This is a genomic window from Bacillus sp. FSL W8-0848 (genome assembly GCF_038007805.1).
Taxonomy (GTDB): Bacteria; Bacillota; Bacilli; order Bacillales; family Bacillaceae; genus Bacillus; species Bacillus glycinifermentans.
The window spans coordinates 3626698-3652670 of the sequence record NZ_JBBOYB010000001.1 but is presented as its reverse complement, the minus strand read 5'-3'; the positions used below and the strand labels follow the sequence as shown (position 1 = coordinate 3652670).

Annotated in this window: 26 protein-coding genes; 18 read left to right on the top strand and 8 right to left on the bottom strand. The window is 46.5% G+C overall.

What is annotated here, in order from left to right:
* Nucleotides 1-226 precede the first annotated feature (226 nt).
* Nucleotides 227-1582 (bottom strand): YjiH family protein, encoded by a 1356-nt coding sequence (locus NSQ39_RS19265; protein WP_046130634.1) that lies wholly within the window; start codon nucleotides 1580-1582, stop codon nucleotides 227-229.
* 275 nt (nucleotides 1583-1857) lie between these two features.
* Between NSQ39_RS19265 and NSQ39_RS19260 the strand changes: the two genes are divergently transcribed.
* Both NSQ39_RS19260 and NSQ39_RS19255 read left to right on the top strand, forming a co-directional pair.
* Nucleotides 1858-3042 carry an FtsW/RodA/SpoVE family cell cycle protein gene (locus NSQ39_RS19260; protein ID WP_046130633.1) on the top strand — a complete coding sequence of 395 codons (1185 nt, stop codon included), beginning with the start codon at nucleotides 1858-1860 and terminating at the stop codon, nucleotides 3040-3042.
* 133 nt (nucleotides 3043-3175) lie between these two features.
* On the top strand, nucleotides 3176-4345 hold the full coding sequence (locus tag NSQ39_RS19255) for an FtsW/RodA/SpoVE family cell cycle protein (RefSeq protein ID WP_046130632.1): 1170 nt from the start codon (nucleotides 3176-3178) through the stop codon (nucleotides 4343-4345).
* Between the two features lie 33 nt (nucleotides 4346-4378).
* Here the strand turns inward: NSQ39_RS19255 and NSQ39_RS19250 are convergent, their stop codons facing one another.
* The gene (locus NSQ39_RS19250; protein WP_175076512.1) at nucleotides 4379-5560 is read right to left on the bottom strand and encodes a M20 metallopeptidase family protein; all 1182 of its coding nucleotides are present in this window, start codon (nucleotides 5558-5560) and stop codon (nucleotides 4379-4381) included.
* A 130-nt stretch (nucleotides 5561-5690) separates the two neighbouring features.
* On the opposite strand from NSQ39_RS19250, the gene nfsA reads away from it, so the two are divergent.
* On the top strand, nucleotides 5691-6440 hold the full coding sequence (gene nfsA, locus NSQ39_RS19245; RefSeq protein WP_175076511.1) for an oxygen-insensitive NADPH nitroreductase: 750 nt from the start codon (nucleotides 5691-5693) through the stop codon (nucleotides 6438-6440).
* Nucleotides 6441-6745: 305 nt separating this feature from the next.
* On the top strand, nucleotides 6746-7747 hold the full coding sequence (locus NSQ39_RS19240; RefSeq protein ID WP_175076509.1) for an LLM class flavin-dependent oxidoreductase: 1002 nt from the start codon (nucleotides 6746-6748) through the stop codon (nucleotides 7745-7747).
* Between the two features lie 2 nt (nucleotides 7748-7749).
* On the opposite strand, the gene NSQ39_RS19235 is transcribed toward NSQ39_RS19240, so the two are convergent.
* Entirely contained in the window at nucleotides 7750-7998 is a 249-nt protein-coding gene (locus NSQ39_RS19235; protein ID WP_046130628.1) for a hypothetical protein, read from the bottom strand.
* Nucleotides 7999-8132: 134 nt separating this feature from the next.
* Complete coding sequence (locus tag NSQ39_RS19230; RefSeq protein ID WP_335497575.1) at nucleotides 8133-10553, bottom strand: S8 family serine peptidase; 2421 nt, start codon at nucleotides 10551-10553, stop codon at nucleotides 8133-8135.
* Between the two features lie 460 nt (nucleotides 10554-11013).
* Between NSQ39_RS19230 and NSQ39_RS19225 the strand changes: the two genes are divergently transcribed.
* The 5 genes from NSQ39_RS19225 to NSQ39_RS19205 all read left to right on the top strand — a co-directional run bounded on the left by NSQ39_RS19225 (nucleotide 11014) and on the right by NSQ39_RS19205 (nucleotide 15580).
* Nucleotides 11014-11301, top strand: a complete 288-nt coding sequence (locus tag NSQ39_RS19225; protein WP_175076507.1) for a hypothetical protein — start codon at nucleotides 11014-11016, stop codon at nucleotides 11299-11301.
* A 42-nt stretch (nucleotides 11302-11343) separates the two neighbouring features.
* A complete protein-coding gene (locus NSQ39_RS19220; RefSeq protein ID WP_046130625.1) occupies nucleotides 11344-12174 on the top strand; it encodes a PRD domain-containing protein in 831 nt (276 codons plus the stop codon).
* A gap of 249 nt (nucleotides 12175-12423) precedes the next feature.
* Nucleotides 12424-13806, top strand: a complete 1383-nt coding sequence (locus NSQ39_RS19215; protein ID WP_175076506.1) for a sucrose-specific PTS transporter subunit IIBC — start codon at nucleotides 12424-12426, stop codon at nucleotides 13804-13806.
* A gap of 16 nt (nucleotides 13807-13822) precedes the next feature.
* Entirely contained in the window at nucleotides 13823-15262 is a 1440-nt protein-coding gene (locus NSQ39_RS19210; RefSeq protein ID WP_175076559.1) for a sucrose-6-phosphate hydrolase, read from the top strand.
* Nucleotides 15263-15277: 15 nt separating this feature from the next.
* Complete coding sequence (locus tag NSQ39_RS19205; RefSeq protein ID WP_046130623.1) at nucleotides 15278-15580, top strand: hypothetical protein; 303 nt, start codon at nucleotides 15278-15280, stop codon at nucleotides 15578-15580.
* A 72-nt stretch (nucleotides 15581-15652) separates the two neighbouring features.
* Here the strand turns inward: NSQ39_RS19205 and NSQ39_RS19200 are convergent, their stop codons facing one another.
* The 4 genes from NSQ39_RS19200 to NSQ39_RS19190 form a co-directional block, all read right to left on the bottom strand.
* A complete protein-coding gene (locus NSQ39_RS19200) occupies nucleotides 15653-16216 on the bottom strand; it encodes an IS3 family transposase (RefSeq protein ID WP_341016985.1) in 564 nt (187 codons plus the stop codon).
* Nucleotides 16153-16365, bottom strand: a complete 213-nt coding sequence (locus tag NSQ39_RS23140) for a transposase (protein ID WP_396335458.1) — start codon at nucleotides 16363-16365, stop codon at nucleotides 16153-16155. Before NSQ39_RS23140 ends, NSQ39_RS19200 begins: the two co-directional genes overlap by 64 nt.
* Nucleotides 16366-16541: 176 nt before the next feature.
* Complete coding sequence (locus NSQ39_RS19195) at nucleotides 16542-16838, bottom strand: transposase (protein WP_046129823.1); 297 nt, start codon at nucleotides 16836-16838, stop codon at nucleotides 16542-16544.
* Between the two features lie 86 nt (nucleotides 16839-16924).
* Nucleotides 16925-17737 carry a bifunctional hydroxymethylpyrimidine kinase/phosphomethylpyrimidine kinase gene (locus NSQ39_RS19190; protein ID WP_046130622.1) on the bottom strand — a complete coding sequence of 271 codons (813 nt, stop codon included), beginning with the start codon at nucleotides 17735-17737 and terminating at the stop codon, nucleotides 16925-16927.
* A 230-nt stretch (nucleotides 17738-17967) separates the two neighbouring features.
* Here NSQ39_RS19190 and NSQ39_RS19185 point away from each other — a divergent pair, with 230 nt between their 5' ends.
* From NSQ39_RS19185 to NSQ39_RS19145, 9 genes are all read left to right on the top strand, one after another.
* On the top strand, nucleotides 17968-18783 hold the full coding sequence (locus tag NSQ39_RS19185; RefSeq protein ID WP_046130621.1) for a glycosyltransferase family 2 protein: 816 nt from the start codon (nucleotides 17968-17970) through the stop codon (nucleotides 18781-18783).
* 19 nt (nucleotides 18784-18802) lie between these two features.
* Nucleotides 18803-19498, top strand: a complete 696-nt coding sequence (locus NSQ39_RS19180) for a uracil-DNA glycosylase (protein WP_046130620.1) — start codon at nucleotides 18803-18805, stop codon at nucleotides 19496-19498.
* Nucleotides 19499-19787: 289 nt separating this feature from the next.
* Complete coding sequence (locus NSQ39_RS19175; RefSeq protein WP_046130619.1) at nucleotides 19788-20090, top strand: YwdI family protein; 303 nt, start codon at nucleotides 19788-19790, stop codon at nucleotides 20088-20090.
* Between the two features lie 33 nt (nucleotides 20091-20123).
* Nucleotides 20124-21425: a purine/pyrimidine permease gene (locus tag NSQ39_RS19170; protein ID WP_046130618.1), complete on the top strand. Its 1302-nt coding sequence runs from the start codon at nucleotides 20124-20126 to the stop codon at nucleotides 21423-21425.
* Between the two features lie 65 nt (nucleotides 21426-21490).
* Nucleotides 21491-21862 (top strand): DUF423 domain-containing protein, encoded by a 372-nt coding sequence (locus NSQ39_RS19165; RefSeq protein ID WP_046130617.1) that lies wholly within the window; start codon nucleotides 21491-21493, stop codon nucleotides 21860-21862.
* A 166-nt stretch (nucleotides 21863-22028) separates the two neighbouring features.
* Nucleotides 22029-22673 carry a response regulator gene (locus tag NSQ39_RS19160; protein WP_175077496.1) on the top strand — a complete coding sequence of 215 codons (645 nt, stop codon included), beginning with the start codon at nucleotides 22029-22031 and terminating at the stop codon, nucleotides 22671-22673.
* A gap of 9 nt (nucleotides 22674-22682) precedes the next feature.
* On the top strand, nucleotides 22683-23786 hold the full coding sequence (locus tag NSQ39_RS19155) for a sensor histidine kinase (protein WP_046130615.1): 1104 nt from the start codon (nucleotides 22683-22685) through the stop codon (nucleotides 23784-23786).
* 112 nt (nucleotides 23787-23898) lie between these two features.
* Nucleotides 23899-24834, top strand: a complete 936-nt coding sequence (locus NSQ39_RS19150; protein WP_175077495.1) for an ABC transporter ATP-binding protein — start codon at nucleotides 23899-23901, stop codon at nucleotides 24832-24834.
* A gap of 16 nt (nucleotides 24835-24850) precedes the next feature.
* Nucleotides 24851-25972 carry an ABC transporter permease gene (locus NSQ39_RS19145; protein ID WP_175077494.1) on the top strand — a complete coding sequence of 374 codons (1122 nt, stop codon included), beginning with the start codon at nucleotides 24851-24853 and terminating at the stop codon, nucleotides 25970-25972.
* Nucleotide 25973 lies beyond the last annotated feature (1 nt).

Sequence of the window (25973 nt, the reverse complement as noted above, 5' to 3'; positions counted from 1 at the left end):
AGCCCCTTTCAAAAATGATAGCGCTGTCATTAATGGCGGGTTGGATATTTAAGATGTGTCTAATTAGAGGATATTTTGTGAACATTCTGTTACAATCATTATACCACGTTATGAAAAAAATGATACATACTGGAAAACATTTTCCGCTCCAACTATTGAACCAATTTTCTCTGGGCGCAATGGGGTAAAAAAGCCCTTGGCGCGGAAGCCAAGGGCTTATATCGCTTTAAAAAATAAAGTGTGCGCAAATGACGATGACGGGCAGCGTAATCAATGTCCGAACGATAAAGATCAAGATTAAGTCGAAGAACGTCACCGGAATCTTGGAGCCCAGCAAGAGGCCGCCGACTTCAGACATATAGATCAATTGGGTGACAGATAGACAGGCGATAATAAACCGCGTCATCTCGCTTTCGATTCCGCTTCCCAGTACGGACGGAAGAAACATGTCGGCAAAACCGACGACGAGCGTCTGTGAGGCCGCAGCCGCCTCCGGAACCTGCAGCAGTTCAAGCAGCGGGATGAACGGGACGCCGAGCCATTTGAAGATCGGCGTGTACTGGGCCACGATGAGCGCCGCTGTTCCGAGCGCCATCACGACGGGGGCAACGCCCATCCACATGTCAAGAACGTTCTTGGAGCCCTCTTTGAGAAAGTCTTTCACATTCGTATTCTGCCTGGCTTTTTCAACAGCCTGGCTCATTCCCCATGAAAACGGAGTATAGCCTTCCGGAATCGTCTCCTGATCTGTATCGGCTGTGTCCGTAATGTAGGTATCGGCCTTCCTTGATAAAGGAGGAATCCGCGGGCTGACGACTGCCGCGACGACCCCGGCCAGCAAAATAGTCAGGTAAAACGGAACGAAGAGATGGCTAAGGCCTACTTGCGAAATAATCACGAGGCAAAACGTAATCGAAACGACAGAGAAAGTCGTACCGATGATCGCGGCCTCGCGCTTTGTATAAAAGCCTTCTTCATACTGTTTGCTCGTCAGGAGAACGCCGATCGTTCCGTCTCCAAGCCATGAAGCCATGCAGTCGATCGAAGACCGCCCGGGGAGCTTAAAAACCGGTCTCATAAACTTTTTCGTCAATGATCCGCATAATTCCAGCAGCCCGAAATTCAGCAGAAAAGGCAGGAAAAGTCCGGCAAACAAAAAAACGGAAAACAGAACCGGCAGAAGATCGAACAATAAAGTGCCGCCCGTGCTGTCCGCATATACGGCCTCAGGTCCGATCTTGAAATACGTCAAGATCGCAAAAACCATTCCGCAAAAACGGACGATATACCAGAATGCCGACACATTCAGCAGGTTATAGAAAAAATCGCTTTTTTTTATGAATGCCGGTTGAAACGTTTTGGCGATAAACGTCATGATGAATGTCACGGTAACGATCACCATCATGATCAGCGGGAGCTGCTGTTGTAGCAATCCCTGCAATCCCTTGGAAAAGACTGCAATCGGTATCGTCAGCTCTCCCCCGATTTTCATCGGAATCATAAACAGGATGATTCCGATCAGTGAAGGAACCAAAAATTTGATCAAATCTGCTTTTTGATGCTTTTGAATCGCTTTATCCAAAAAGAAAAACTCCTTATGCTCTATGATTCTCCAAATCTGATAAAAGTTTAATTTTATGCAACATTACACATTTTAATACAATCAGCACAGAAATCAATAACTTCCCTGAAATTCGACAATAGGAAGAAACATCCTTTAAAATAAAAAATGAATGATTTTGTGTGAGATTAATCCGAAACATTTTGTGCGTTTGTACGTCATATCATTTGTGAGGAAGTCGGTTTAAGCCTTTCCTATACAATTTCATCGTGTCAGAAATAAGGGCGGGATTTCGAATGAATCAGAAAAAAAACATTACAAATCCCTTTTACCAGGGGGATTTGATTTTTGCTTTCATTGCTTTTTTTATCACGAGCATTGTGGCGGTTTACGCCGCTCAGCAGTTTAACCAATATAATGAACCTTTTGCGATGAAACAGTCCCTTTATTATTTGCTTGGGGCGCTTATCATCATTGTATTTCTCTACTTTGACCTTGAACAGCTTCAAAAGCTCAGCTTTTATTTTTATCTGTTCGGCATCTTCATGCTGATCGTATTAAAATTCAGTCCTGCATACATCGGGGGCTACCGGTTTGCTCCGGTCATCAACGGAGCTAAAAGCTGGTTCATGCTCCCGGGATTTACTTTGCAGCCGTCCGAATTTATGAAAATCGGCCTGATCATGTATCTGGCATCGTTTATGTCAAAACACGGACCGAACGGCAAGCGGACGATAAAAGAGGATGCCATCTTCCTGTTAAAGATCTTCGGAATTGCCATCGTTCCCTTCGGCTTGATTTTGGAGCAGGATACGGGAACAGCGGGGATCGTCATGTTTGTCATCCTCGTGATGGTGTTCCTGTCAGGGGTGAACTGGAAATTAATTACGATCATTTTTTGCTCGGGCGCCGCTTTGGTCACGATGATCCTGTATGTGATCATTCAATTTCCAAACGTCGCAGAGTCCTTCGGGGTTGAGAAATATCAAATCAACCGCGTGATGACCTGGGTCAACCCGAGCCAACAGAGCGCCGATAATAAATTGCAGGTCGATAAAGCGCAAATGGCGATCGGCTCCGGAAAAGTGTTTGGAAACGGTGTAAGCAACCTTCGCGTCTACGTCCCTGAAGCGCAGACAGACTTCATTTTCGCAGTGATCGGGGAAAGCTTCGGGTTTGTCGGCTGCACGTTTGTCGTCATCATGTTTTTCTTCCTGATTTACCGGCTTGTCGTACTGATCGACCGAATACACCCGTTCAGCAAGTTTGCGTCATTTTTCTGCGCAGGCTACACGGCTTTGATCGTTATCCATACGTTTCAAAACATCGGAATGAACATCGGCATTATGCCTGTGACGGGTGTTCCGCTGCTTTTGGTCAGCTACGGAGGAAGTTCGGTCCTTGCCACTTTAATCGGTTTTGCAATCGTCTATAACGCAAGCTGCCAGTTAACGAAATACCAAAGATATATGTTTAAATAACGGCCTGTTTTCAGGCTGTTATTTTATTGAAGCAGAGCGATTGTCAGGAAACGCCCCCTTTCCGTATATTCTTCGGCATGATTCATGTATAATGAGGGATGGCTGTTTTTGAAAAGAAGTAAGGCGGGGTATTATGAGTCAGAGAAAAAATCATACAAGTCCCTATTACCAGGGTGATTTAATTTTTATATTAAGCGTGTTTTTAATTATCAGCGTTGTCGCTGTTTATGCTGCGCAGCCGTCGTTTTCTTTATTGGGATATCCCGGGAAACAATTGATTTTCTATATTCTCGGTATTTTCATTATCGCCGGCTTTCTTTATTTTGATTTAGAGCAGATTGAAAAGCTCAGCATATACGTCTTTATAATGGGAATCGTGCTGCTGATCGTATTAAAATTCAGCCCGGAATCGATTGCACCTGTGAAGAACGGGGCGAAGAGCTGGTTTCAATTGGGCCCAGTGACCTTGCAGCCTTCAGAGTTCATGAAAATCGGTTTGATCATGATGCTGGCTTCGGTCATTTCAAAAGCGAGTCCAAAAGGTTCCCGCTCCATGCGCGAGGATGTTCACCTTTTGCTGAAGATCGCCGGGTACTCCGCGGTGCCGGTTGGATTAATTTTGATGCAGGATGCGGGTACAGCGGGCATCTGTATGTTTTTTGTCGCCGTGATGGTGTTTTTGTCAGGGGTGAACTGGAAGCTGATCGGCATTATTGCAGGTTCGGGCATAACGCTCGTTTTGCTTGTGTTGTTTTTGGTCATTAATTTCCCTGATTTTTCCAAAGAAGTTCTCCACATTAAGCCGTACCAGATCAACCGCGTCATGACATGGGTCGATTCGGGCCAGCAGTCTGCGAATGATAAGTATCAGACAGAACAGGCCGTGACGGCGATCGGATCAGGAGAAATTTCCGGTACCGGCATTAATCATTTGAAAGTGTATGTTCCTGAAGGCGAGACCGATTTTATCTTCGCCGTTATCGGAGAGAGTTTTGGCTTTATCGGGTGCACGTTTATCGTCATTATGTTCTTCCTCTTAATCTACCGGCTTGTCGTGCTAATCGACAGAATTCATCCGTACAGCAGGTTTGCGTCGTATTTCTGTGTGGGCTATACGGCTTTGATCGTCATTCATGCGTTCCAGAACATCGGCATGAACATCGGCCTGATGCCGGTTACAGGCGTTCCTTTGCTGTTTGTCAGCTACGGGGGAAGCTCGGTTTTGTCCGCGCTCATCGGCTATGCGATCGTATACAATGCGAGCTGCCAGCTGACAAAATATCAAGGCTACATGTTTAAATAAGCGGAAAAAAAGACAGCCTCCACGGGCTGTCTTTTAATGTTGTTCCAAAAACTCCAGAGCCGACGACACGAGGATCTTCGCGGCATTCAGCATTCCTTCCTCATCGATGTCAAATTTGGGATGATGGTGCGGATAGACGGCTCCCGTACGTTCATTTCCCGCTCCGGTAAAAAAGAACGATCCCGGGACGCGCTCAAGATAATAGGAAAAATCTTCGCCGATCATATTGGGCGCAAGCTCGATGACGGCTTCTTCGCCAACGATCTGATTTGCGCATTTCCGAACGATAGCGGTTTCCTTCTCATGGTTGATGACGGGCGGATAGCCCTTTTCATAGTCGAGGCTGAAAGACGCTCCATTGCTGTCGCAAACGCCTTTGATGACACGCTCCATCTCGGTGATGATCGTCTCCTGAACCTGCTTCGAAAAGGTGCGGACCGTTCCTTCGATAACCGCCTCTTCGGCGATGACGTTGAAAGCCTGGCCGGAATGGAATGTCCCGATTGAAATGACGGCCGCTTCCGTCGGATCGACTCTGCGGCTTACGATTTGCTGAAGGTGACTGACGACGGAAGCTCCCGTCAGCAAGGCGTCTGCCGTCAGGTGAGGCGCGCCTCCGTGACCGCCGCGGCCCGTAATCGTGATTTTAAATTTGTCCGCCGCGGCCATCATGGCGCCGGCCTTTACCCCGACCTGCCCGACCGGCATTGGAGCCCAAATGTGGGTGCCGAAGATGGCATCCACCCCGTCAAGACAGCCGTCCTCGATCATCGGCTTTGCCCCGCCCGGTGTGACCTCTTCTCCAAACTGGTGGATCAGGACGACGTTTCCTTTCAAATCCTTTTGATGCCTGCTCAGTGCTTTTGCGGCGACCAGAAGCGCCGAGGTATGCGCGTCATGGCCGCAGGCGTGCATGACGCCGGGGACGGTTGACCGATACGGCACATCTTTTTGATCCTGTAAAGGAAGCGCGTCAAAGTCGGCTCTGAGGGCGACCGTTTTCCCCTGACGGCCCCCTTTGATGATGCCGACGACCCCTTGGCCGCCGACATTTGTCCTAACTTCGACGCCGAGGCTCTCCAAATATTTTGCAATGGTCAGCGGTGTGTTGACTTCTTGATGGGACAGCTCTGGATATTGGTGAAAATGCCTCCTGAGCTCGACCATTTCCGGATATAATTCATCTAATTTATTTATTAAGGACTCCACCGTCATCTTCCTTTCCGATCAAAATATTAAAATGATTCTATCATTTTAACATACGGAATTGAACACTTTTTCAAGACGTTTTGCTTTAGAGATATGCAGATGTTGGATATGATAAAGACAAAGAGGAGGTCTAAAGATGAATAAAACGATTGAAACGATATTACATCACCGTTCGATCAGGTCTTTTACAGATCAGCGCCTGACGGAAGAAGAAATCCGCGTTCTTGTGGAAAGCGCCCAAAGCGCATCGACTTCAAGCTATATTCAGGCGTACTCGATCATCGGCGTAACCGATCAAAGCAAAAAACGGGAACTCGCAGCATTGGCCGGGAATCAGCCGTATGTCGAGAAAAACGGCCATCTGTTTGTTTTTTGCGCGGACCTTTACCGGCATGACAAAATCGCCAGGAATAAAGGAGAGGACATCAAGGAATCTCTGGAAGGAACGGAGACATTTATGGTCAGCGTCATTGACGCGGCTCTTGCCGCCCAGAACATGGCGATTGCGGCGGAATCGATGGGGCTTGGCATCTGCTATATCGGCGGAATTCGAAACGACCTGGATAAAGTCGCGGAGATATTGAAAACGCCTGAATACGTGCTTCCGCTGTTTGGCTTTGTCGTCGGCCACCCGGCCAATCCGTCTTCGAAAAAGCCAAGGCTGCCGCTTGAACATATCTATCATGAAAATACCTACAATCTGGATGAACGCGATTTTCAAAAGCATCTGACCGCATATGATGAAACCATTTCAAGCTATTATGAAAACAGGACGAACGGCAAGCGGAACGACAAGTGGACAGAGCAGATCACCCAAAACCTCAAAGAGCCGAAACGAGCGTACATGAATCGGTTTGTGAAAGAAAAAGGGTTTAATAAAAGATAAAGTGGAGGGGGCGGCAAAAATCCCCGCTTCCAAAGCAAAAGGCTGCCGATCGTGTCGGCGGCCTTAACGCGTGCCTTGTCTCTACTTGATGATGAAATGCTTGATCAGAAGGTAAACAATTAGCCAAATCGGAAGACTGAAAAGGATTCCGAATAAACAGCCTTTTGCAAAGTTTTCTTCTTCATGTGGCGCGTCCGTTTTTTGTATGGGCTCTTTTTCATTCATCAATCCTTATGCTCCTTTGATGTTTGCTTAGATACTATTATTTCTTTTTGCGTCAAAAAAGTAAACCGGGGTGAAACAACATGATATCGCTAAGTATATTGGATCAGTCGCCCGTTTCCGAAGGGAGCACGCCTGAAGCGGCTTTGCAGCAGACGGTGGAGCTTGCGCAAATGGCTGAAAAGCTCGGATACAGAAGGTTTTGGGTATCAGAGCACCATTTTTCGAGAAACCTTGCAGGATCAAGCCCGGAAGTCTTAATGGGGTATATCGCAGCCAAGACGGCAAAAATTCGCGTAGGATCAGGAGGCGTCATGCTGCCTCATTACAGCGCCTACAAAGTCGCTGAGAACTTTCGGGTGCTGGAAGGTCTTGCACCAGGCAGAATTGATGCCGGGCTCGGGCGGGCGCCGGGGGGCATGCCGATCGCTTCGATGGCTTTGCAGGACGGCGGCAGGCGCAAGACCGACAAGTATCCGGAGCAGATTCAGGACCTCGTCACATATCTGCATGATCAAGCTGATGAACACCACCGCTTTCCCAATTTAACCGCATCTCCGAATGTCGGCTCGGCTCCTGAGGTATGGATGCTTGGGTCGTCAGGAGAAAGCGCGAGGCTAGCCGCGCAAGTCGGCGCTTCTTATACCTTTGCCCTTTTTATTAACGGCGAAGGCGGTGAAGACGCTGTCAGGCTTTATAAAGAAAGGTTCAAGCCTTCAGTATTGGGAGACCGGCCGAAGGTGACCGTCGCCGTGTTCGTCATTTGTGCGGAGACGGAAGACGCGGCGGAACGCCTTGCCAAAAGCCTTGATTTTTCATTATTGGCGAATGAACAGGGTATGGTGACAGACGGTTTTCCGTCCTTGGAAACGGCTTTATCGTATCAATATTCGCCTTATGAGAAGAAGAGAGTCGAGGAAAACCGCAAGCGTATGGTAATCGGCACAAAAGAGCAGGTGAAACAACAGCTGCTTGCCCTGGCCGGCGCATACGGAGCCGATGAAATCATGGCGGTGACGATCACGCACGATTTCCGGGATAAACTGAATTCATACCGCCTTTTGGCTGAAGCGTTTCAAAACTGAATTTACCGTTTTCTCTGGAAGATCGTTAACATAAAGCGGACGGGGATCAGGAAGAAGAGGCCGGTGGTATAAGCGGCTGTAAACAGCCAGCTGAGCGGCAAAAGGAGGACGGTGTCAACCGTTTGCTCCGCCGCTTTCTGAAACGGATTCGCTTGCTTTTGCTGCAGATTGACTGCGGCATACAAAACCGTGAAAAAGATAAAGCAGACAGCCATGAAGGATAAGCTGAACAATACGAGAAATGAAATCATGTATACGCAGTCCTCCGGTCGCTTTTTTCACGTTTTTGAAGAGAAGAAGTTCTCCCGTGAACGCGAGGAAATTTTTGTTATCCGTATTTTAACATAAAAAAGCCTTGTTGAGTGATTCTCAACAAGGCTTGTCATTATTCGACGATAAACGGTTCCTCCGTCAGGACGTAGCTCGATTTCCCCTTTGAAACGGCATAAGCGAGCATGTAGTACTCACCAGGTTCAAGTGAGGCTGAATTGTTGATTTTGCCGTTCCACCCGTAGGACTGATAGCCTTTCCCCTGATTTTTATAGACGCCGGCCTGACCGATAAACTCAAGGTTCTTGTCATAAACGAGAAATGCAAGCTCTTCCGCTCCGCCCGGCAAATAGGCTTCAACCGTATATGTTCCCTGCTTTGCGCCCGTTTCAACGGTTACCGATGTCACGCGCGGGTAGTCGGGCTCTTTCACGATTAACAAGGTTGGGATTTCGGCAACTTTCTGGCCTCCCTCGCGGACGGTGACGGTGCCTTCATAAGTCCCCGCTTTTGTTTTGGCCGAGTTGACGGTTACTTTTGCAACGGCTTTTCCTGTTTTGTGTGCTGGGATTGTGACCTGCTTCGTGCCTTTGACGGAAATGCCCTGCCCTTTAAAAGAATAGTCAAGCTGGTAGGCCTTTCTGTATGATGAAAGGTTTTCGATCGTAATCGTCTGTTTTTTTGTTTGCTTTCCTTTGTCCTTCATGAATGTTCCATAGGAATGGCTGCCCGGCGCCACGATTGAAGAAGCCTTGAGGGCGTCCATGATCCGGATGCTGCCCGCCCCTTGAGTGTTGTGAGGATAGAGCTTTCCGTTTTCATCCGTTAATTTTGCCGCAGTATTCATGAGAACGGCTTTGATTTGCTCAGGCGTCCAGTCCGGCTTGGCCTGCTTTAGAATCGCAGCCGTTCCGGCCACATGAGGCGAAGCCATGCTTGTTCCCTGCATGGACGCGTAGCCGTGCGGATGCTGCGGATCGTGCGTAGGAACCGTGCTGACGATATTGACGCCAGGCGCCGCGACATCCGGCTTGATCATCCAAGTATCCATGACAGGTCCTCTGGATGAGAAGGATGCAATCGTTTCACCAAGCTCTTTTGCCAATGTAAACGAGAAGGCCGCCGAGTGCTTACCGGCCTTTATCTGCTGAACGAGGCTTTCCCCTTCTTCCTTCGACAGCTTGATCGTCGGAACGGCCATGCCGATTACATTGGCTTCGATTTCGCCGGCCGCATTATTGTAGACAACGGCTCCGATCGCTCCGGCTTTTTTCGCATTTTCCGCTTTATCCACAAACGGAATAGCCCCTCTTTGGATTACCGCAACCTTGCCTTTCAGATCCTTCCCTGAAAAATCGTCAGCTTGTCCAAGTCCTGCATCAACAAGCTCAACCTCTTTGTTGTTCAGCGCCTGTACGTCTTTTTCTTCATCGTATCCCATCAGCCTAGCCGTGGAATACGAAGAAAATTTCACAGCATATTCGTTGTAAGGAAGCTGGGAGGCGCCTACGGAAATCGCTTCCCGCGAGGTTCCAGGCGATCCGACGGTCCAGTTGTCCGGTCCGCTGTTGCCGTTTGATGTAACGGCGGTTACGCCTTCGGACATCGCCCAGTCAAGCGCAATGCTCGTTGCATAATCGGGGCTGTTCAGCGAATTCCCCAAGGAAAGGTTCATAACTTTCGCTCCGTCGGCGACGGCTTTTTCGATTCCTGCAATCACGTTTTCGGTCGTTCCGGAACCGCCGGGGCCGAGCACGCGATAAGCAAGGAGGGTAGCTTCAGGCGCCACACCCTTGATTTGTCCGTTGGCGGCGATTGTACCGGCAACGTGAGTACCATGGTCAGTTGCTTCTCCGCGGGGATCCCCTGCCGGCGTTTCCTGCGGATCGTAATCATTATCCACAAAGTCATAGCCTTTGTAAGGACCGAAATTTTTCTTCAGGTCAGGATGTGTATAATCAACGCCGGTGTCGATGACGGCAACTTTAATGCCTTTCCCGGTGTATCCCGATTTCCATGCTTGATCCGCGCCGATGAACGGCGCGCTTTTATCCATCTGTGGATAAATCTCGTCAGCGGCCAGCGTTACATTTTTGCTCTTGATATTGTCCGGTTTATAGGTCACGTTAGGATAAACGGCTTTCACCTCTTTGACGGACAGAAGCTTTGGAATCTCACTGGCGGGCAGCTTCATAGAAAACCCGGAAAAAACCCTGTCATATTCGCGTTTGATCTTTGCTTTTTTGATCGTTTTAAAAGCTTTGTCTTTCGCTTTGCTGCGCGCCGTTTTTAAGGAGGCCCTTGTTTGTTTTTCCCCTTCGGCCTTTGCTTCAGCCAGCGATTTTTCTTTCAATTCAACGATGACGGTTGTCTGTTTGTCAGATGTCACGTCAATATCTCCGAAAATCTCGGCTTTCTCCAGTTCAGGAGATGCTTTCACAGATGCCGTTTTTGCCTGAACTCCGGTGAGGAAAGCAGATAGAGTGAAAAATAGAATGAAAGCAAAAATGGAATAGCGGATAACCCTTTTTTTCAACACGTTTTCCCCCTTTGTTTACGATGTTTAGAGTTTCGAACTTTTTAAAAATTCTCTCATTTTTACCGAAATCCTTCTTTATATAGAAATGATTTTCAGAGATTCAATGAATTGGTGAATGGCTATTCGTGTTTATTCACATTTTATTGTGTATATGTTAATAAACTTGTGTATAGATATAGTGGGGAATATTTGTTCTTGTACTAAATGTTGAATAATCATGTGGATATGTGGATATGTATTGTGGGTAATCTGTGTTTATCCTTAGGATAACGTGTGAATAAGTTTAAAACGGCTGTGTGCGATCTTTTCAAGCCGATTCCTTCAGTTTTCAACAAAACTTCTAAAAACTAGTATCTTTTTTCACTCACATTGTGACAAACATTTTCATTTTGGCGGGATAAGATAGTGTCAGGAGTTTTCATAGAGTTGCTAGTTTTAAAAAATTGGAGGGATTGGTGTGAAGGGTATGATTTCTTTTTTAAAAATGTGGATTACCGTACTTCTGGGCTGGGTGATGCCCGTACGCGGGAGTCTGGAGAAGATGCTCAAGGAAGCCGGGCGTACATATGAGCAAAGAGCGGTGTATTCCGGAGGGGTTGCCAAGCAACCGGAAAGGAATGGGGAGCTCATGCTGGAATACAGGCGGGTATTGCCGGCAGATGCCATGAAAGAAAGGGGCCCTGATGTGTGCAAAAAAACGTCAAGACGGGTGAGAGCAGGACCTGAACTTTACATCATCACATAAACAAGGTAAAATCCCACTCATAACGGGAAGTGGGTGACAGCCTTGAAAATCTATAAAGTGTTGAACAACAATGCAGCAATAATAAAGGAGGATGGTCAGGAAAAGATTGTCATGGGCCCGGGAATCGCTTTTCAAAAAGGTAAAAATGACACCATTTCAGCACAAAAGGTGGAGAAAATTTTTACCATTCATGAAGAAAACGAGAAATTCAAACAAATCCTCGAAACGCTTCCGGAAGAACATATTGAAGCTGCCGAAGAGATTATCAGCTATGCGGAAGGGCAGCTGTCCGCACCGCTGAGCGATCATGTCCACATCTCCCTTGTGGATCATTTATCATTTGCCATTGAACGAATCCGCAAAGGATTCGTAATTCAAAATAAATTATTAAATGAAATCAAAGCGCTTTATAAAAAAGAATATGAGATCGGACTCTGGGCGATCGGCTTCGTAAAAGAGAGGCTCGGTGTCGATTTGCCTGATGATGAAGCGGGTTATATCGCGCTGCATATTCATACCGCAAAAATGGATGCGGAAAACATGCAGAAGACGATTAAATACACGACGATCATCAAAGAAATGATTGAAAAAATCGAATGCTGCTTCAATCGGACGATTGATGAAGACAGCATTTCCTATCAGCGTCTTGTCACGCATTTAAGGTATGCGGTCAATCGGCTGGAATCAAATGAGGCATTTCACGTGATGGACGATGACATGCTTTATTTCATCCGGAAGAAGTATCCTGAAAGCTACCGGTGTGCGGCAGGGCTGGCGGATTACGTAAAAACCGAATATGATCTTGATCTCCCGGAATCGGAGGTCGGCTACATTACGCTGCATGTCCAGCGTTTACAAGATTCCCGTATGTGATACCGCCTGATGTTCGTGCAATCAGGCTTTTTTTCGTTCAATTTTCCTATATTTTTTAAAAAAACAATTGACGAAAGCGCTGTCACATAATAAAATGAAAGCGTATCAAAAATAAATACCGGGGATTGTGACTGGTAAAGCAGGCAAGACCTAAAATTTGCTTACATGAGTGGGGAAGAATATGTCCTCTATTCGTTGGCGAATTTTAGGTCTTTTCTGCTTTTTTTAAAACAAAAAGGAGGAGTCATCATGAATCACAAAGAAATTGCCGAACGCCTCATCGAGCTGCTCGGCGGGGAAGACAATATCATCAGCGCGGCTCATTGTGCGACAAGACTGCGCTTGGTCATGAAAGACCAGGAAAAAATCGATCAGGAAAAGATAGAAGAGCTTGACGGCGTAAAGGGAGCCTTTTCCAGTTCAGGCCAATACCAGATTATTTTTGGAACGGGGCTTGTCAATAAAGTCTACGAGCAATTTGCAAAAGCGCTTCAGCTTGATCAAAAAGAGACGGTTCAGCATAATGAAGCTGCAAAGCAAAACATGAACCCTGTAGCCCGATTCGCGAAAACGCTGTCAAATATTTTTGTGCCGATCATTCCGGCCATTGTTGCAAGCGGTTTATTGATGGGTCTTTTGGGAATGATGAAAGCGTTTCAATGGGGCAGCCCGGATTCGGCGCTTTTTAAGCTGCTTGACATGTTTTCAAGTGCTGCATTTATCATTCTGCCGATTTTGATCGGTGTCAGCGCGGCGAAGGAATTTGGCGGAAATCCGTATTTGGGGGCTGTCATCGGGGGGATTTTGATTCATCCAAGCCTCCTCAATCCATGGGGACTTGCTGAAGCAAAGCCGGAAGTATTGCACTTTTTCGGTATACCAATTGAGATGCTGGGCTACCAGGGAACAGTGATTCCGATTCTCTTGGCAGTTTATCTCATGAGTAAAATTGAGAAGTGGACAAGAAAGCTTGTCCCTAATGCGATTGACCTTTTGGTAACACCGTTTTTGACGATCATTTTAACTGGATTTATCGCTTTTATTGCGATCGGGCCGCTGGGAAGAGGACTCGGTTCGGGAATTACGAATGTTTTGACCTTCGTGTACGATCATGCTGGACCTGTTGCGGGATTGATTTTCGGCGGGACATATTCCCTTATCGTTCTTACCGGCGTTCATCACAGCTTTCATGCGATTGAGGCCGGCCTCATCGCCGATATCGGCCGAAACTACCTGCTGCCGATCTGGTCGATGGCGAATGTCGCCCAAGGCGGTGCAGGGCTTGCCGTCTTCTTCCTGGCAAAACGGGCGAAGACAAGAGAAATTGCGTTGCCGGCTGCTTTCTCTGCATTCCTTGGCATTACCGAACCGGTCATTTTCGGAGTCAACCTTCGCTACCGCAAGCCGTTCATCGGCGCGATGGCGGGCGGGGCGCTCGGCGGAGCATATGTCGTCTTCACAAACGTTGCGGCAAACGCCTACGGCTTGACGGGAATCCCGATGATCGCGATCGCCGCACCGTTTGGAACGGCGAATATTGTCAACTATTTAATCGGAATGGGCATTGCTGTCGTCACTGCATTTATCACAGCTTATTTCTTAGGGATCAATGAAGATGAAAAAAAGAACTGATGGAGGATCGGCAAATATGAACCTTCGTGACCAGGAACTTCGCGAACAAGCCATGAAACGGGTTGCAAAGTATGAAGATATTGTCAATCAAGATCCATACCGCCTGCATTATCACATCATGCCGCCTGTCGGACTGCTGAATGACCCAAACGGTTTCATTCAATGGAAAGGCACATACCACCTTTTTTATCAGTGGATGCCTTTTAAGACGGGACATGGCGCCAAATGCTGGGGACATTATTCTTCCAGGGACCTTGTCCGCTGGCGACACGAAGAGATCGCCCTTACGCCAAGCGATTGGTATGACCGAAACGGATGCTATTCAGGCAGCGCGATCGCTGAGAATGACATGCTGCACGTCTTCTATACAGGGAATGTCCGGGATGAGGAAGGAAACCGTGAGACCTATCAATGTCTTGCTGTCTCAAAAGACGGCATTTCATTTGAAAAACGGGGAGTCGTCGCAAGACTTCCCGAAGGATATACGGCACATTTCCGCGATCCGAAAGTGTGGAAAAAAGACGGGCGCTGGTACATGGTGCTCGGCGCACAGACAGAGCGGCTTGAAGGAAGGGCGGTGCTGTTTACTTCCCAAAACTTGACGGAATGGTCGTTTCTCGGCGACTTGACCGGCTCTAATACAGATCAGCTCGGCGAGTTCGGGTATATGTGGGAATGCCCGGATATGATCACACTCGATGGAAAGGATATACTGATCGTCTGCCCGCAAGGATTAAAAGCGGAAGGCTTCCGCTGTCAAAATGTATATCAGTCGGGATATTTCGTCGGGGAAATAGATGAGCGGAAACCGGCGTTTAGGCACGGCGATTTTGAAGAGCTTGACCGCGGCTTTGATTTTTATGCGCCGCAGACGACACAGGATGAATCAGGCAGGCGGATTTTAATAGGCTGGATGGGGGTTCCCGATCAGGACGAACAAAGCCAGCCGACGATTCCGAATGAATGGGTGCATTGTATGACATTGCCGAGGGAATTATCGCTGAAAAACAACCGGCTGGTTCAAAAGCCGGTTCAGGAGCTGCGAACCCTGCGTCAAAACGAAAAAAACGCTCACATTTCTCTCAAGCAGGATACTGAAATGCTCGATGTAAACCAACCTGAAAAAGCGGAGATTTTGCTGATTCCGCAGCATGTAGAAGAAGGGTTTGAGATATCCTTCAGAGGAGCGGCCCGCCTGATTTACAGCAAAACGGACGGTCTCTTGACTTTAGAAAGGAACAGCTATGTTGATGAAAGAACGGAAGCAAGACACTGCCGGGTTGAGAGGCTTAAAGATGTAAACATCTTTTTGGACTCGTCTTCTATAGAAATTTTCGTCAACGGCGGAGAGGAAGTGTTTACAGCGCGATATTTTCCTTACCCGGGAAATAATCCTGTGTCGATCTCCGCCAGAAAAGAGATCAATGCGGATGTGACATCTTGGACATTGGCTTGAAAATCCCTTTATGATATGCTTTTTTTAGATATTGTGCAGTGCAAAGGGGTTGTTTCTTTGGAAAAACGATTGACAGCATCGCATTTGAAAGAAATAGCAGAGCATATTGAGGATACGAGGGAAGAATACAACGAATTGCTCCTGCAAGTAAGGAAGCTGATCCGTGATATTGACGAACAAACCATTCCAATGGAAAAGATAAAAGAGAGCCTTTCAGGCACGTACGAACAAATGAAAGAATATGCCCTTTTTGTAGAATCGATCGAAGCTTTTTTAAAATCATCGGCAAGAAATATAAGCGCGAATCAGGACGGGTAATCCTTCCGTCAAGAATGAAAGAACCCCTTTAATGGAGTGATCCCTGTCAAGTAGACAGCTTTTAAAAAGGTACTAGGCAGCCTGAGTCCTGTATTGATAGGGGCTCAGGTTGTTTAATTTCTTTTGGAACCGTTGATGGTTGTAGAAACGAATGTATTTACATACAGCGTCCTTAACTGCTTCAGCTGTTTTAGACGAATATAAGTAAATGCATTCCGTTTTAAAGTGGCTAAAGAAATTTTCCATACATGCATTGTCCCAGCAGTTACCTTTTCTGGACATACTGGCTTTCATCTGATATTTTTTAATTAGGTTGTTATATAAGCGGGATGTATATTGGAACCCCTGATCGCTATGCAGGAGAACTCCCTTTACATTCCGTTTTTTCTTTGCCTTCTTAAGGGTGTCTACCACAAGCTTCAAATCATTCCTTCGACTGACTTGGTAAGCAACAATTTCATTATTGTACAAGTCTTTAATGGCGGACAAATACAGTTTTTGACCGTTAAACATTAAATAGGTAATATCCGTTACCCATTTTTGATTAGGCGCGGAAGCCGTAAAATCTCTGTTCAGATGGTTGTCTGACATGACATATGCTTCCTTCTTTCCGTAATATGGTTTCTTCTTTCGGATGACTGCCGGATCCCCAATTTATTCATAAGGCGTTGAATACGTTTGTGGTTAATATGTAATCCATATGTTTTTTTCAACCATATCTGTACTCTCCGGTATCCGTAAATCCCCCTATGTTTTTTATGACACTCCATGATTCTTTTTTTCATACTCTCGTCCTTTAACTGCTTTTCAGAAGGCGTTTTTTGTCTTTTTAGCCACTTGTAATAACCACTTTTAGATACTCCAGCTATCTGACATAATAATTGAATAGAACTATTCCCCGCAGACATTTCTTTGATAACTTCAAACTTCTTGCGTGTTGGTACCTCATCCATTCCCCCTTTTACATCTTTAAGAGCTTTTTTAGCATTTCCACCTCTGCTTCAAGGCGTTTGATTTTAGATTCAGGATCTTCAAGGCGTTTTTTTGGTCTGCCCTTGCCAGATCCTGTTGCTTTTCCTCGTTTTTCTTCCAATCCCTTCATTCCCTCGGCCTCATAATACTTCACCCAACGAGCTACCATTGATTTAGATATTCCTAATTCTTTAGCAACCGTCTTGAAACCCATCCCATCTTTCATGTGTAAATCGACTGCTTTTTTCTTGAAAGTCACATCGTATGTTTTCATGATTTCTCCCATAAAAAATCCCCTCCATAGTAGACAGATTAATATCCTTTCTTTTTTCTGTCTACTATGAGGGGATCATATCATTAAAAGGGGTTCTCTTATTTTCCGCTGAGCCGGTGAGCAGAGTGTTTTGTCGGCCCGATGTATTCATTTAAGCGGAATGATTCGCGAATGGCTTCCGTAATGAATTCTTTGGCTGCATAAATGGCTTCTTTTACGCTTGAACCTTTAGCAAGTTCGGCCGTTATCGCCGCCGAGTAGGTGCAGCCTGCGCCATGTGTGTATGGGGTGTCGATCCGCTCCCCTTCGATCACTTCAGCTTCCCGTCCGTCGAATAGCACGTCAACCGCTTTTTCGTGATTCAGCTTGCCTCCTCCGGTGATGAGGACGTGCTTGGCACCAAGGTCATGAATCGCTTTTGCCGCTTCCTTCATCTGTTCAACGGTCGTGATTTCGCCAAGACCGCTGAGCTGTCCGGCTTCAAACAGATTCGGCGTTATAACCGTCGCAAGGGGCGCCAGAAGCTCCCGCAAAGCTTTGGCATGCTCGGGATACAATACTTCGTTTGCTCCTTTGCATACCATGACCGGATCAATAACGACATTTTTCATATTGTGTTCTTTGATCGTTTTTGCCGCAATCTCGATAATTTCAACGGTAGGCAGCATTCCCGTCTTCATCGCATCGACGCCGATGCCATCGACGATCGTAGCGAGCTGTGCCTTAATAGTATTCGTATCGACCGGGAACACCTGGTGGTTCCAACTGTTTTCCGGATCCATGGCGACGATCACCGTTAAGGCCGTCATCCCGTATACGTTCTTTTCCTGGAATGTTTTTAAATCCGCTTGTATTCCGGCGCCTCCGCTTGAATCGGAGCCGGCGATTGTCAGCGCTTTGTGCATTGTCATGATTGTCAAGCCTCCATAAAAGAGATTCCATCTTCAGATTGGTATAGTTTTTATTATAGACAGCTTTTTATAAGAGTACAATGAATTGACTGAAATGTTATAGGCAAGCGGTCCTTCAGCCATTTATCATATGAAAAAGCCAGGGCGCCTTTTGATGCATGTGAAATCGTTCTTTTTATGATTTAATAAGGAAATAAACTGAAAGATGAAGGAGCGCTAATAAACCTGTTATGAATATATCGGTCGTAATCGTAACGCACAATCGGATTCACGCTTTGTGCGAATTGCTTGAATCCATTGCCAAACAATCTGTTAAGCCGTTTGAAGTGATCATCGTAAATGACGCAGGCGAAAAAGTTGACGTTGTGCAGTATCTTTATTCAGAACTTCCGATCAAGGTGATCGATCTGAAAGAAAATGTAAAACATGTAAAAGCGAGAAATATAGGGGTGAAAGAAGCGGCCGGAGATGTTATTATGCTTTGTGATGACGATGACTTTTTCACTCCGTGCCATATGGAAAGAATGGCAAAAGCTCTTGAAACGGCGGATTTTGTTTATTCAGATGCCGAAATCGTATCGTTTGAAACCAAAGGCGATGCGCGAATCCCGACAAGCCGTCAGCTTTTCGCTTATTCGTTTGATGTGGAGGAAATGAGGAAGTTTTCTACATATGTCCCTTCAGGAAGCATGTATAAACGATCTCTCCACGATGAAATCGGATATTTTGACCCGGATGTCCACAATTATTGGGACTGGGACTTTTTCCTGCGTGCAGCAGAGAAGTTTCATATCAAAAGGGTGCCTGCCGCGAGCGTCATTTATGCTTTTTCAGAGCAGGGAGACAATCAATCCGGAAATCTGGGCGGAATGAGGCAGTATTATTTGGACGTATTGTGTGAAAAACATCAACTCGGCAAGCTGCCGACAAAAAACTTTTTCGTGCTTCTTAAAGAGCCGGCCATGAGAAAGAGAGAGGCCGAAAGTGAAATCGTATGGGACGGAGAGCCTGTCATTTCGAGACTCGTCAGCGTAAGTTCAGTATAACGTTAGGGAGGTTGAACCGTTGAAGCAGATTTTGAATGACAGCTGGTGGGAACAGCTGCATCAAGAATTTGAAAAGCCATATTATCAAGAGCTCAGGGAAATGCTGAAAAGAGAATATTCGGAGCACACGGTCTACCCTGAACCGCACGACATTTATAATGCTTTGCATTACACATCCTATGAAAAGGTCAAGGTCGTGATACTCGGCCAGGACCCGTACCATGGACCGGGACAGGCGCACGGCCTGAGCTTTTCCGTTAAGCCGGGAGTGAATCCGCCGCCTTCGCTGAAAAATATATTCATAGAATTGCAAAACGACGTCGGCACCGACATCCCGAACCACGGCTCGCTCGTGAGCTGGGCCAAACAGGGCGTCCTGCTGTTAAACACGGTGTTGACCGTAAGGCGGGGGCAGGCGAATTCCCATAAAGGAAAAGGATGGGAGAGGCTGACTGACAGCGTGATCGACGCTTTGAATAAAAGAGAAAAACCGGTCGTCTTTATTCTTTGGGGCCGGCACGCTCAAGCGAAAAAGGAGAGAATCGACACCACGAAACACTTTATCATCGAGTCGCCGCACCCAAGCCCGTTCTCGGCAAGATACGGCTTTTTCGGAAGCCGGCCGTTCTCAAGGGCCAATGAATTCTTGAAAAAAATCAATGAAGAGCCGATCGACTGGGCCATTCCGAGCCTGGAAAAACTGGAGAACCGCTGAATGCAGGCGGTTCTTTCCTTCTTTATATGAAGTTGTCTGCTTGTTTGAAAACGTTTCCGCCGGGTTTCCTTCATTATGTGTGAACGGCATTTTAACTGTCAACTTCTGATTCCGCGGTGAAAACCGGCTTTGCAGATGTTTAGAAGATGATGAAAGACCGCAAAAAATGAAGAGCCGCGGGTGGAAAACGGATTTTTATTGTTGCAAAATAGAAAAGTGCGTTCTGCATATGCGAAGGTAATTTGTTAAAATGAAGTGGACATTGAATATGGTTTGGAGGACAAATTTTATGAACATACATATATCAAGTCTGCTTCAAAAGATGGAGGAAGAATTGAAAAAGGCAAAAAATTGCCATCGGGAGAATGAGCTGAAAATGCACGTAGCCGTTATCCGTTCCCTCTGCGATGTTATCGTCGAGCAAGAGCGGCCGGCCGCTCAGCCTTCACCTTACATTCAGCCGGCGAAATCTGCGAGCGACCAGCTGATGCTGGAAAAAATGATGGGAAGCGCCGGTGCCGAACAATATCAAAAACAGGAGAAACAAAATAAGGAGGAAGACGGCAACGGGGATTCAATTTTTGATTTCTAGGCCGTTCTGTTTTTAAAAAGAGAGGTTGATAAAATGAAACTGCTTTTTGGGGCTTTGCAATGGACGGCGTTCATGATCGCCTCATCCATCGTTGTGCCTATAGCGATCGGGCAGTCGTTTGAGCTGAATCAGGCGGAGACAGCAGAATTGATTCAAAGCACGTTTTTCGTGTTGGGAACGACGGCCTTTATCCAATGCTTAACGGGGCACCGTTTACCGATTAATGAGAGTCCGGCCGGCCTTTGGTGGGGGGTCTACACGATCTATGCGGGCCTTACGGGGACCGTGTTTGCCGCATATGCCGAGACGCTTCAAGCGCTTCAGGGCGCAATGCTTCTTAGTGCGGTGTTCTTTTTCATATTCAGCTTGTTTAAGATTATAGAAAAGCTGGCTGTACTGTTTACTCCCGTCGTGACCGGAATCTATTTGCTGTTATTGGTCATGCAGCTGAGCGACCCGATTGTGAAAGGAATCATGGGGATCGGCTACCGCAAAAACGAATTTGACGGTCCAGTCTTTTTGATTGCCGTCGTCATCATGCTGGCGACGTTTCTCATGAGCAGGTCGAATGTGGCCTTTCTCAAACAGTATTCGATTTTAATTGCGCTTTTCGGCGGCTGGGTGTTATTTGCCGTTGTCGGCGTCGCAAAGCCTGTGCAGCACGCGAAAGAGCTCTTTCATTGGCCTGAAATCTTTCCGTTCGGAATGCCGGTGTTTGACAGCGGTTTGGTCGTAACGTCTTTATTTATCACCGTGCTTTTGATCGTCAATATGCTGGCGAGCATCCGTGTGGTGGAAGGGGCGGTCAGGCAGTTTGAAAAACTTGAAGAAAAAAAGCGCGCCCGTCCAGCTGGTTTCATCGCAGCTTTCGGCCATGGTCTGAGCGGCCTGCTCGGCGCAGTCGGAACAGTGCCGATTTCCGGAGCGGCAGGCTTTATTCAAACGACGAGAATCTCCTCGAAAAAGCCGTTTTTGCTGGGGAGTATGATCGTGGCTTGCATCAGCTTTTTTCCGTTTATCATGAATGTATTTGCAAGCCTTCCGTCTCCGGTCGGCTTTGCGGTTAACTTCGTCGTGTTTTCGACCATGGTCGGATTGGCATTTGCCGAATTTGATTCGTATGGAAAAGGCGAACTCGGCCGCGTCCGCTTTGTCGCCGGAGTTGCGCTTTTAGCCGGCGTCGGCGTCATGTTTGTTCCCGAGAGCGCGCTCGAAGGGATGCATCCTGTGCTTGTCTCTATTTTAAGCAACGGACTTGTCCTCGGGACGGTTGTGGCAATCGCGGCAGAGCAGATGCAGTTGAGAAAAAAGAAATTTGACAAAATCGTGTCATAGCGTTTTGAAAGTTGAAATCTTATGCCTGTACGCTATGATGAGTAGAGAAAGGCGGTCGATTGACAATGAAATTATTCTTGATTCTAGGTTCGATAAATGCAATGCTTGCGGTTGCCCTTGGGGCCTTTGGAGCTCACGGGCTTGAAGGGAAAATTTCTGAGAAATATCTGCAAATCTGGCAGACGGGCGTACAATATCATATGTACCACGCACTCGGATTGCTGGCCATCGCGCTCATCGCCGGGAAGCTTTCGGGCGCAGGAAGCATTACTGCGGCAGGCTGGCTGATGTTTGCGGGAATTGTCTTATTTTCAGGAAGCTTATACATCCTCAGCCTGACGCAAATCAGCGTCCTCGGCGCCATTACTCCGCTTGGAGGCGTGGCATTCATCGCGGCATGGATCATGGTCGCCGTGTCGGCGGTCAAATACTTATAGTTTCTATAAAAGCCAATCTTTTTAAGAGATTGGCTTTTATTATTTTAACGCAAACTGATTCATGATAAATTTAATGTTATCCAACAGATGCGGAGGCCCTGCTGAAGCATGTTGTATAGAAGGGGTGTGCACGCTGCGGGGTCTTAGGTCTCACGCGCGAAAAACGATGAAAATTAAAGTGATGATTGCGGATGATAATTCATTTATCAGAGAAGGCATGAAGATTATCCTGAGTACATACGATGAAATAGACGTGCTGGACACGGTGGAGGATGGTCGGCAGGCAGTAGAATATTGCAGGAAACATGATGTGGATATTGCACTCCTGGATGTCCGCATGCCAAATATGAATGGGGTCGAAGCGGCGGAGTTCATTTCGAGACAAACGGAGACAAAGCCGCTGATTTTAACAACGTTTGATGATGATGAATATATTGTGGCAGCCATCCAAAACGGTGCAAAAGGATATTTGCTGAAAAACACCGAGCCGGAACGGATCAGGGATGCGATCAAAAGCGTGTATCACGGAAGTATCGTGATGCAGGACGTTGTCCTCGATAAAATCAAGTCGAATTTAACCGGACGTAAAGAGCCGGAACAAAAAATTGACAAAAGCCTGTTCACTGAAAGAGAGCTTGGCATTATGGCTTTAATCGCCAGAGGGCTTTCCAATAAAGCGATTGCGAAAGAGCTTTTTATCTCGGAAGGGACGATAGCGAATTATATTTCTTCGATATTGGGGAAGACGGGGCTCGAACACCGCACACAGATTGCGATCTATTATTTAACCGGAAAATCGAATCTGGACTGAGGAACCGAAATGGAATTTTGGATGATCATTGTCAAGCTTCTTATGCTTGGATATATCGTATTAAGCTGCATACAATCGCCTGTCGGGAATCTCCCATGGATCGTTTTTTGTTTAATTCTTTACTTTTGTGTCAATATCATAATCGGCATTTTAAAAAGGAGTGCGCTCAAAAAGGGGATCGCCGTCTTATCGATTATTATTTCGGTTGTTTCCTATCAGCATGTCCATCCTCTATTCATTTTGCTGATGCCGCTTAGCGTGTATGAATTGCTGTTTGGCGTGCAGCCTAAGTGGATGATATTGACGTTATCTCTTATACCCGCCGCTTTTATCGGCGAATCGCTGCTGGCGATTTACGGACTGACGGCTTTGCTTCAATTTCTAATATTCACTATATTAAAACAAGATTCGGCCCGGATTCGGATGCTTGAAGATCATATTGATCAGACGAGGAAGGATATGCAGACCTTAACAAAGGCTTTGCATGACAATAAAGAGTTTCTCAGACAGTCTGAATATACGTTTAAATTAGAGGAACGAAACCGCCTGTCACAGGAAATTCATGATAAAATCGGCCATTCGATGACAGGGGCGCTCATTCAGCTTGAAGCGGCCAAGCGCCTGTTTGATACAGACAAACAGAAAGCGTCTGAGCTGCTGCAAAACGCGATTAATATTTCGAAAGACGGAATCGAAAAAATCAGGCTGACATTAAAGAACATCAAGCCGCCTCCTGAACAGATGGGCATCCATAAGCTGAAATTGTTCATTGATGAATGCTCGGCGCGGCATCATATCGATATTTCTTTTCTGCATAAAGGCGATTTGGACGTCATTACTCATATTCAATGGAAAATCATATTTGAAAATATTACGGAAGCGCTGACCAACACGATGAAATATGCGGATGCAACCCGGGTATCGATCGAAATCCATGTGCTGAATACGCTTATCAAAACCGAAGTAAAAGACAACGGAAAGGGACAAGAGAAGGTTAAAAAAGGCATGGGAATCATCGGGATGGAGGAGCGGGCCGCGTCTGTCAACGGAAAGGTAATCGTCGACGGATCAAACGGTTTTTCTGTGACGACGCTGTTGCCGAAGCATGAATGATTTCATGAAAAGAATATGAAATTTCTCATGTGAAAAAGATGAATTGCTGCACTGCCGCGGATTCATCTTTTTTTTTATAATCATTTTCGTAAAGTCAAAATGAGGTGAAAAGATGAATGTATTAGAAATCAATAACCTTACGAAAAAATTCGGGGATTTTGTCGCTGTTGATAATATGTCGCTATCCATAGAAGAGGGGGAAATATTCGGTTTGCTCGGCGCAAACGGCGCGGGGAAAAGCACGACGATCAATATGATCTCAGGCCTTTTGCGAAGCAATGAGGGAGAGGTCCTCATTCTCGGCAAAAACATCGCTGCATTCAGGAAGCACGCCAAAATGAATATTGGCATCGTTCCCCAGGATTTGGCGATTTACGAAGATTTGACGGCCTATGAAAATGTGAAATTTTTTGCCGGGCTCTACGGGCTGAGGGGATCCCTGTTACAAGAACGCGTTGAGGAGGCATTGCAATTTGTCGGGCTTGGCGATAAACACAAAAGCTTCCCGAAAAACTTTTCGGGCGGGATGAAAAGACGGCTGAATATCGCATGCGCCATCGCCCACAGGCCAAAGCTGATCATCATGGATGAGCCGACAGTCGGCATCGATCCGCATTCGCGAAATTACATTCTGCAATCTGTGAAAAAGCTGAATGACATGGGATCGACCATTATTTACACAAGCCATTATATGGAAGAGGTCGAGGAGATTTGTACGCGGATAGCCATCGTTGACCATGGAAAGATTATCGCGGAAGGCACGAAAGAGCAGCTGAAGGCGATCATTACCGACACGAAAGATATTTGGATTACCGTTAAATCAGCCGAGAATGTTGACCTCGGCAAACTAAAAGAGATCAGGGGAGTCGAGACGGTTTCTCTTGAGGAAAATACGATGAAAATCAACTCTGATACAGGTGTCAGCAATTTAAACCAAATCATTGAATATCTGTTGGCAAACGGTGTCGAGATTCGTTCATTGGAAGAAAAAGCGCCAAACTTGGAAACCGTGTTTCTGACGCTGACAGGAAGAAATTTACGCGACTAGAAAGGGGGTCAGAGGCTTGAATATCGTAAACATCGCAAGAAAAGAAATTCTGTCGTCTTTTCGGGATAAAAAAACACTGATATTTATGCTGGCGTTTCCGATCGTGCTGATTGTGATTTTGGGAACCGCGCTGTCAAACGAATTCAATCATCAAGTATCGATTGAAGATATTCACGTTTTGTATAAAGACCAATCAGACGGGGAATTGTCCCAAGGCTTTAAAGTTTTTGCAAAGGAAGCAAAAAAATCGGGTGTACATTTTAAAAAAGCGCTAAGCGATATGGATGGACGGAAAGAAGTCAAAAAAGGACGCTACGATGGATACATCGAAATCGAGGGCAGCGGAATCAAGCTGTATAAAAGCGACCAAAACAGTATTAAAGGAAGCATTATTCAAGGCATGCTGTCCGCGTTTACGGATAGGTACAAAGCCGTAGCAGAGATTTACAAGGTCAACCCGAATCAGGCTGGCTCAGTGCTCGCAAAAGGCATTCATGATGATTATATTAAAGACACGTCGCTAGATTCCGCAAAACGGCCCAGTGCTATCGATTATTACGCTGTTACGATGACAACGCTGATCGCTCTTTACGGGGCTTTAAGCGCCAGCTACTTAATTCGCGGGGAAAGGCTCCGCAACACAGCCGACAGGCTGGTGGCCGCTCCCGTTCAAAAATGGGAGATTTTCGCCGGAAAGCTGATTGGCGGGATTGTGACAAATGCGCTCTGTATTTTTCTCGTTGTCGCTGTCAGCAAATTTTTGTTTAAAGCCAATTGGGGAGAGCATATCGGCCTTGTCCTGCTTGTGCTGTTCACCGTCGTGCTGTTTGCGGTGAGCCTTGGGGTCGGCGTCAGCTATTTGACGAAAACGGGAGAAGCGGCAAAGACGATGATCAATGTGCTGATTCCGCTGGTTGCTTTTTTTGGCGGCGCTTATTTCCCGATAGGCGATACAGAAGGTATTTTACGCATGATCACGAATCTTTCCCCGATCAAATGGTCGAGTGAGGCCATGATGAAAATCATTTATGCAAACGATTTGGCTGCAGCGGTTCCGGCGGCCGCTCTGAATATCGGTTTATCCGTGTTCATGCTTCTGATCGCCGTTGCCGGACTGCGCAGAAGGGAGGGGCTGTAAG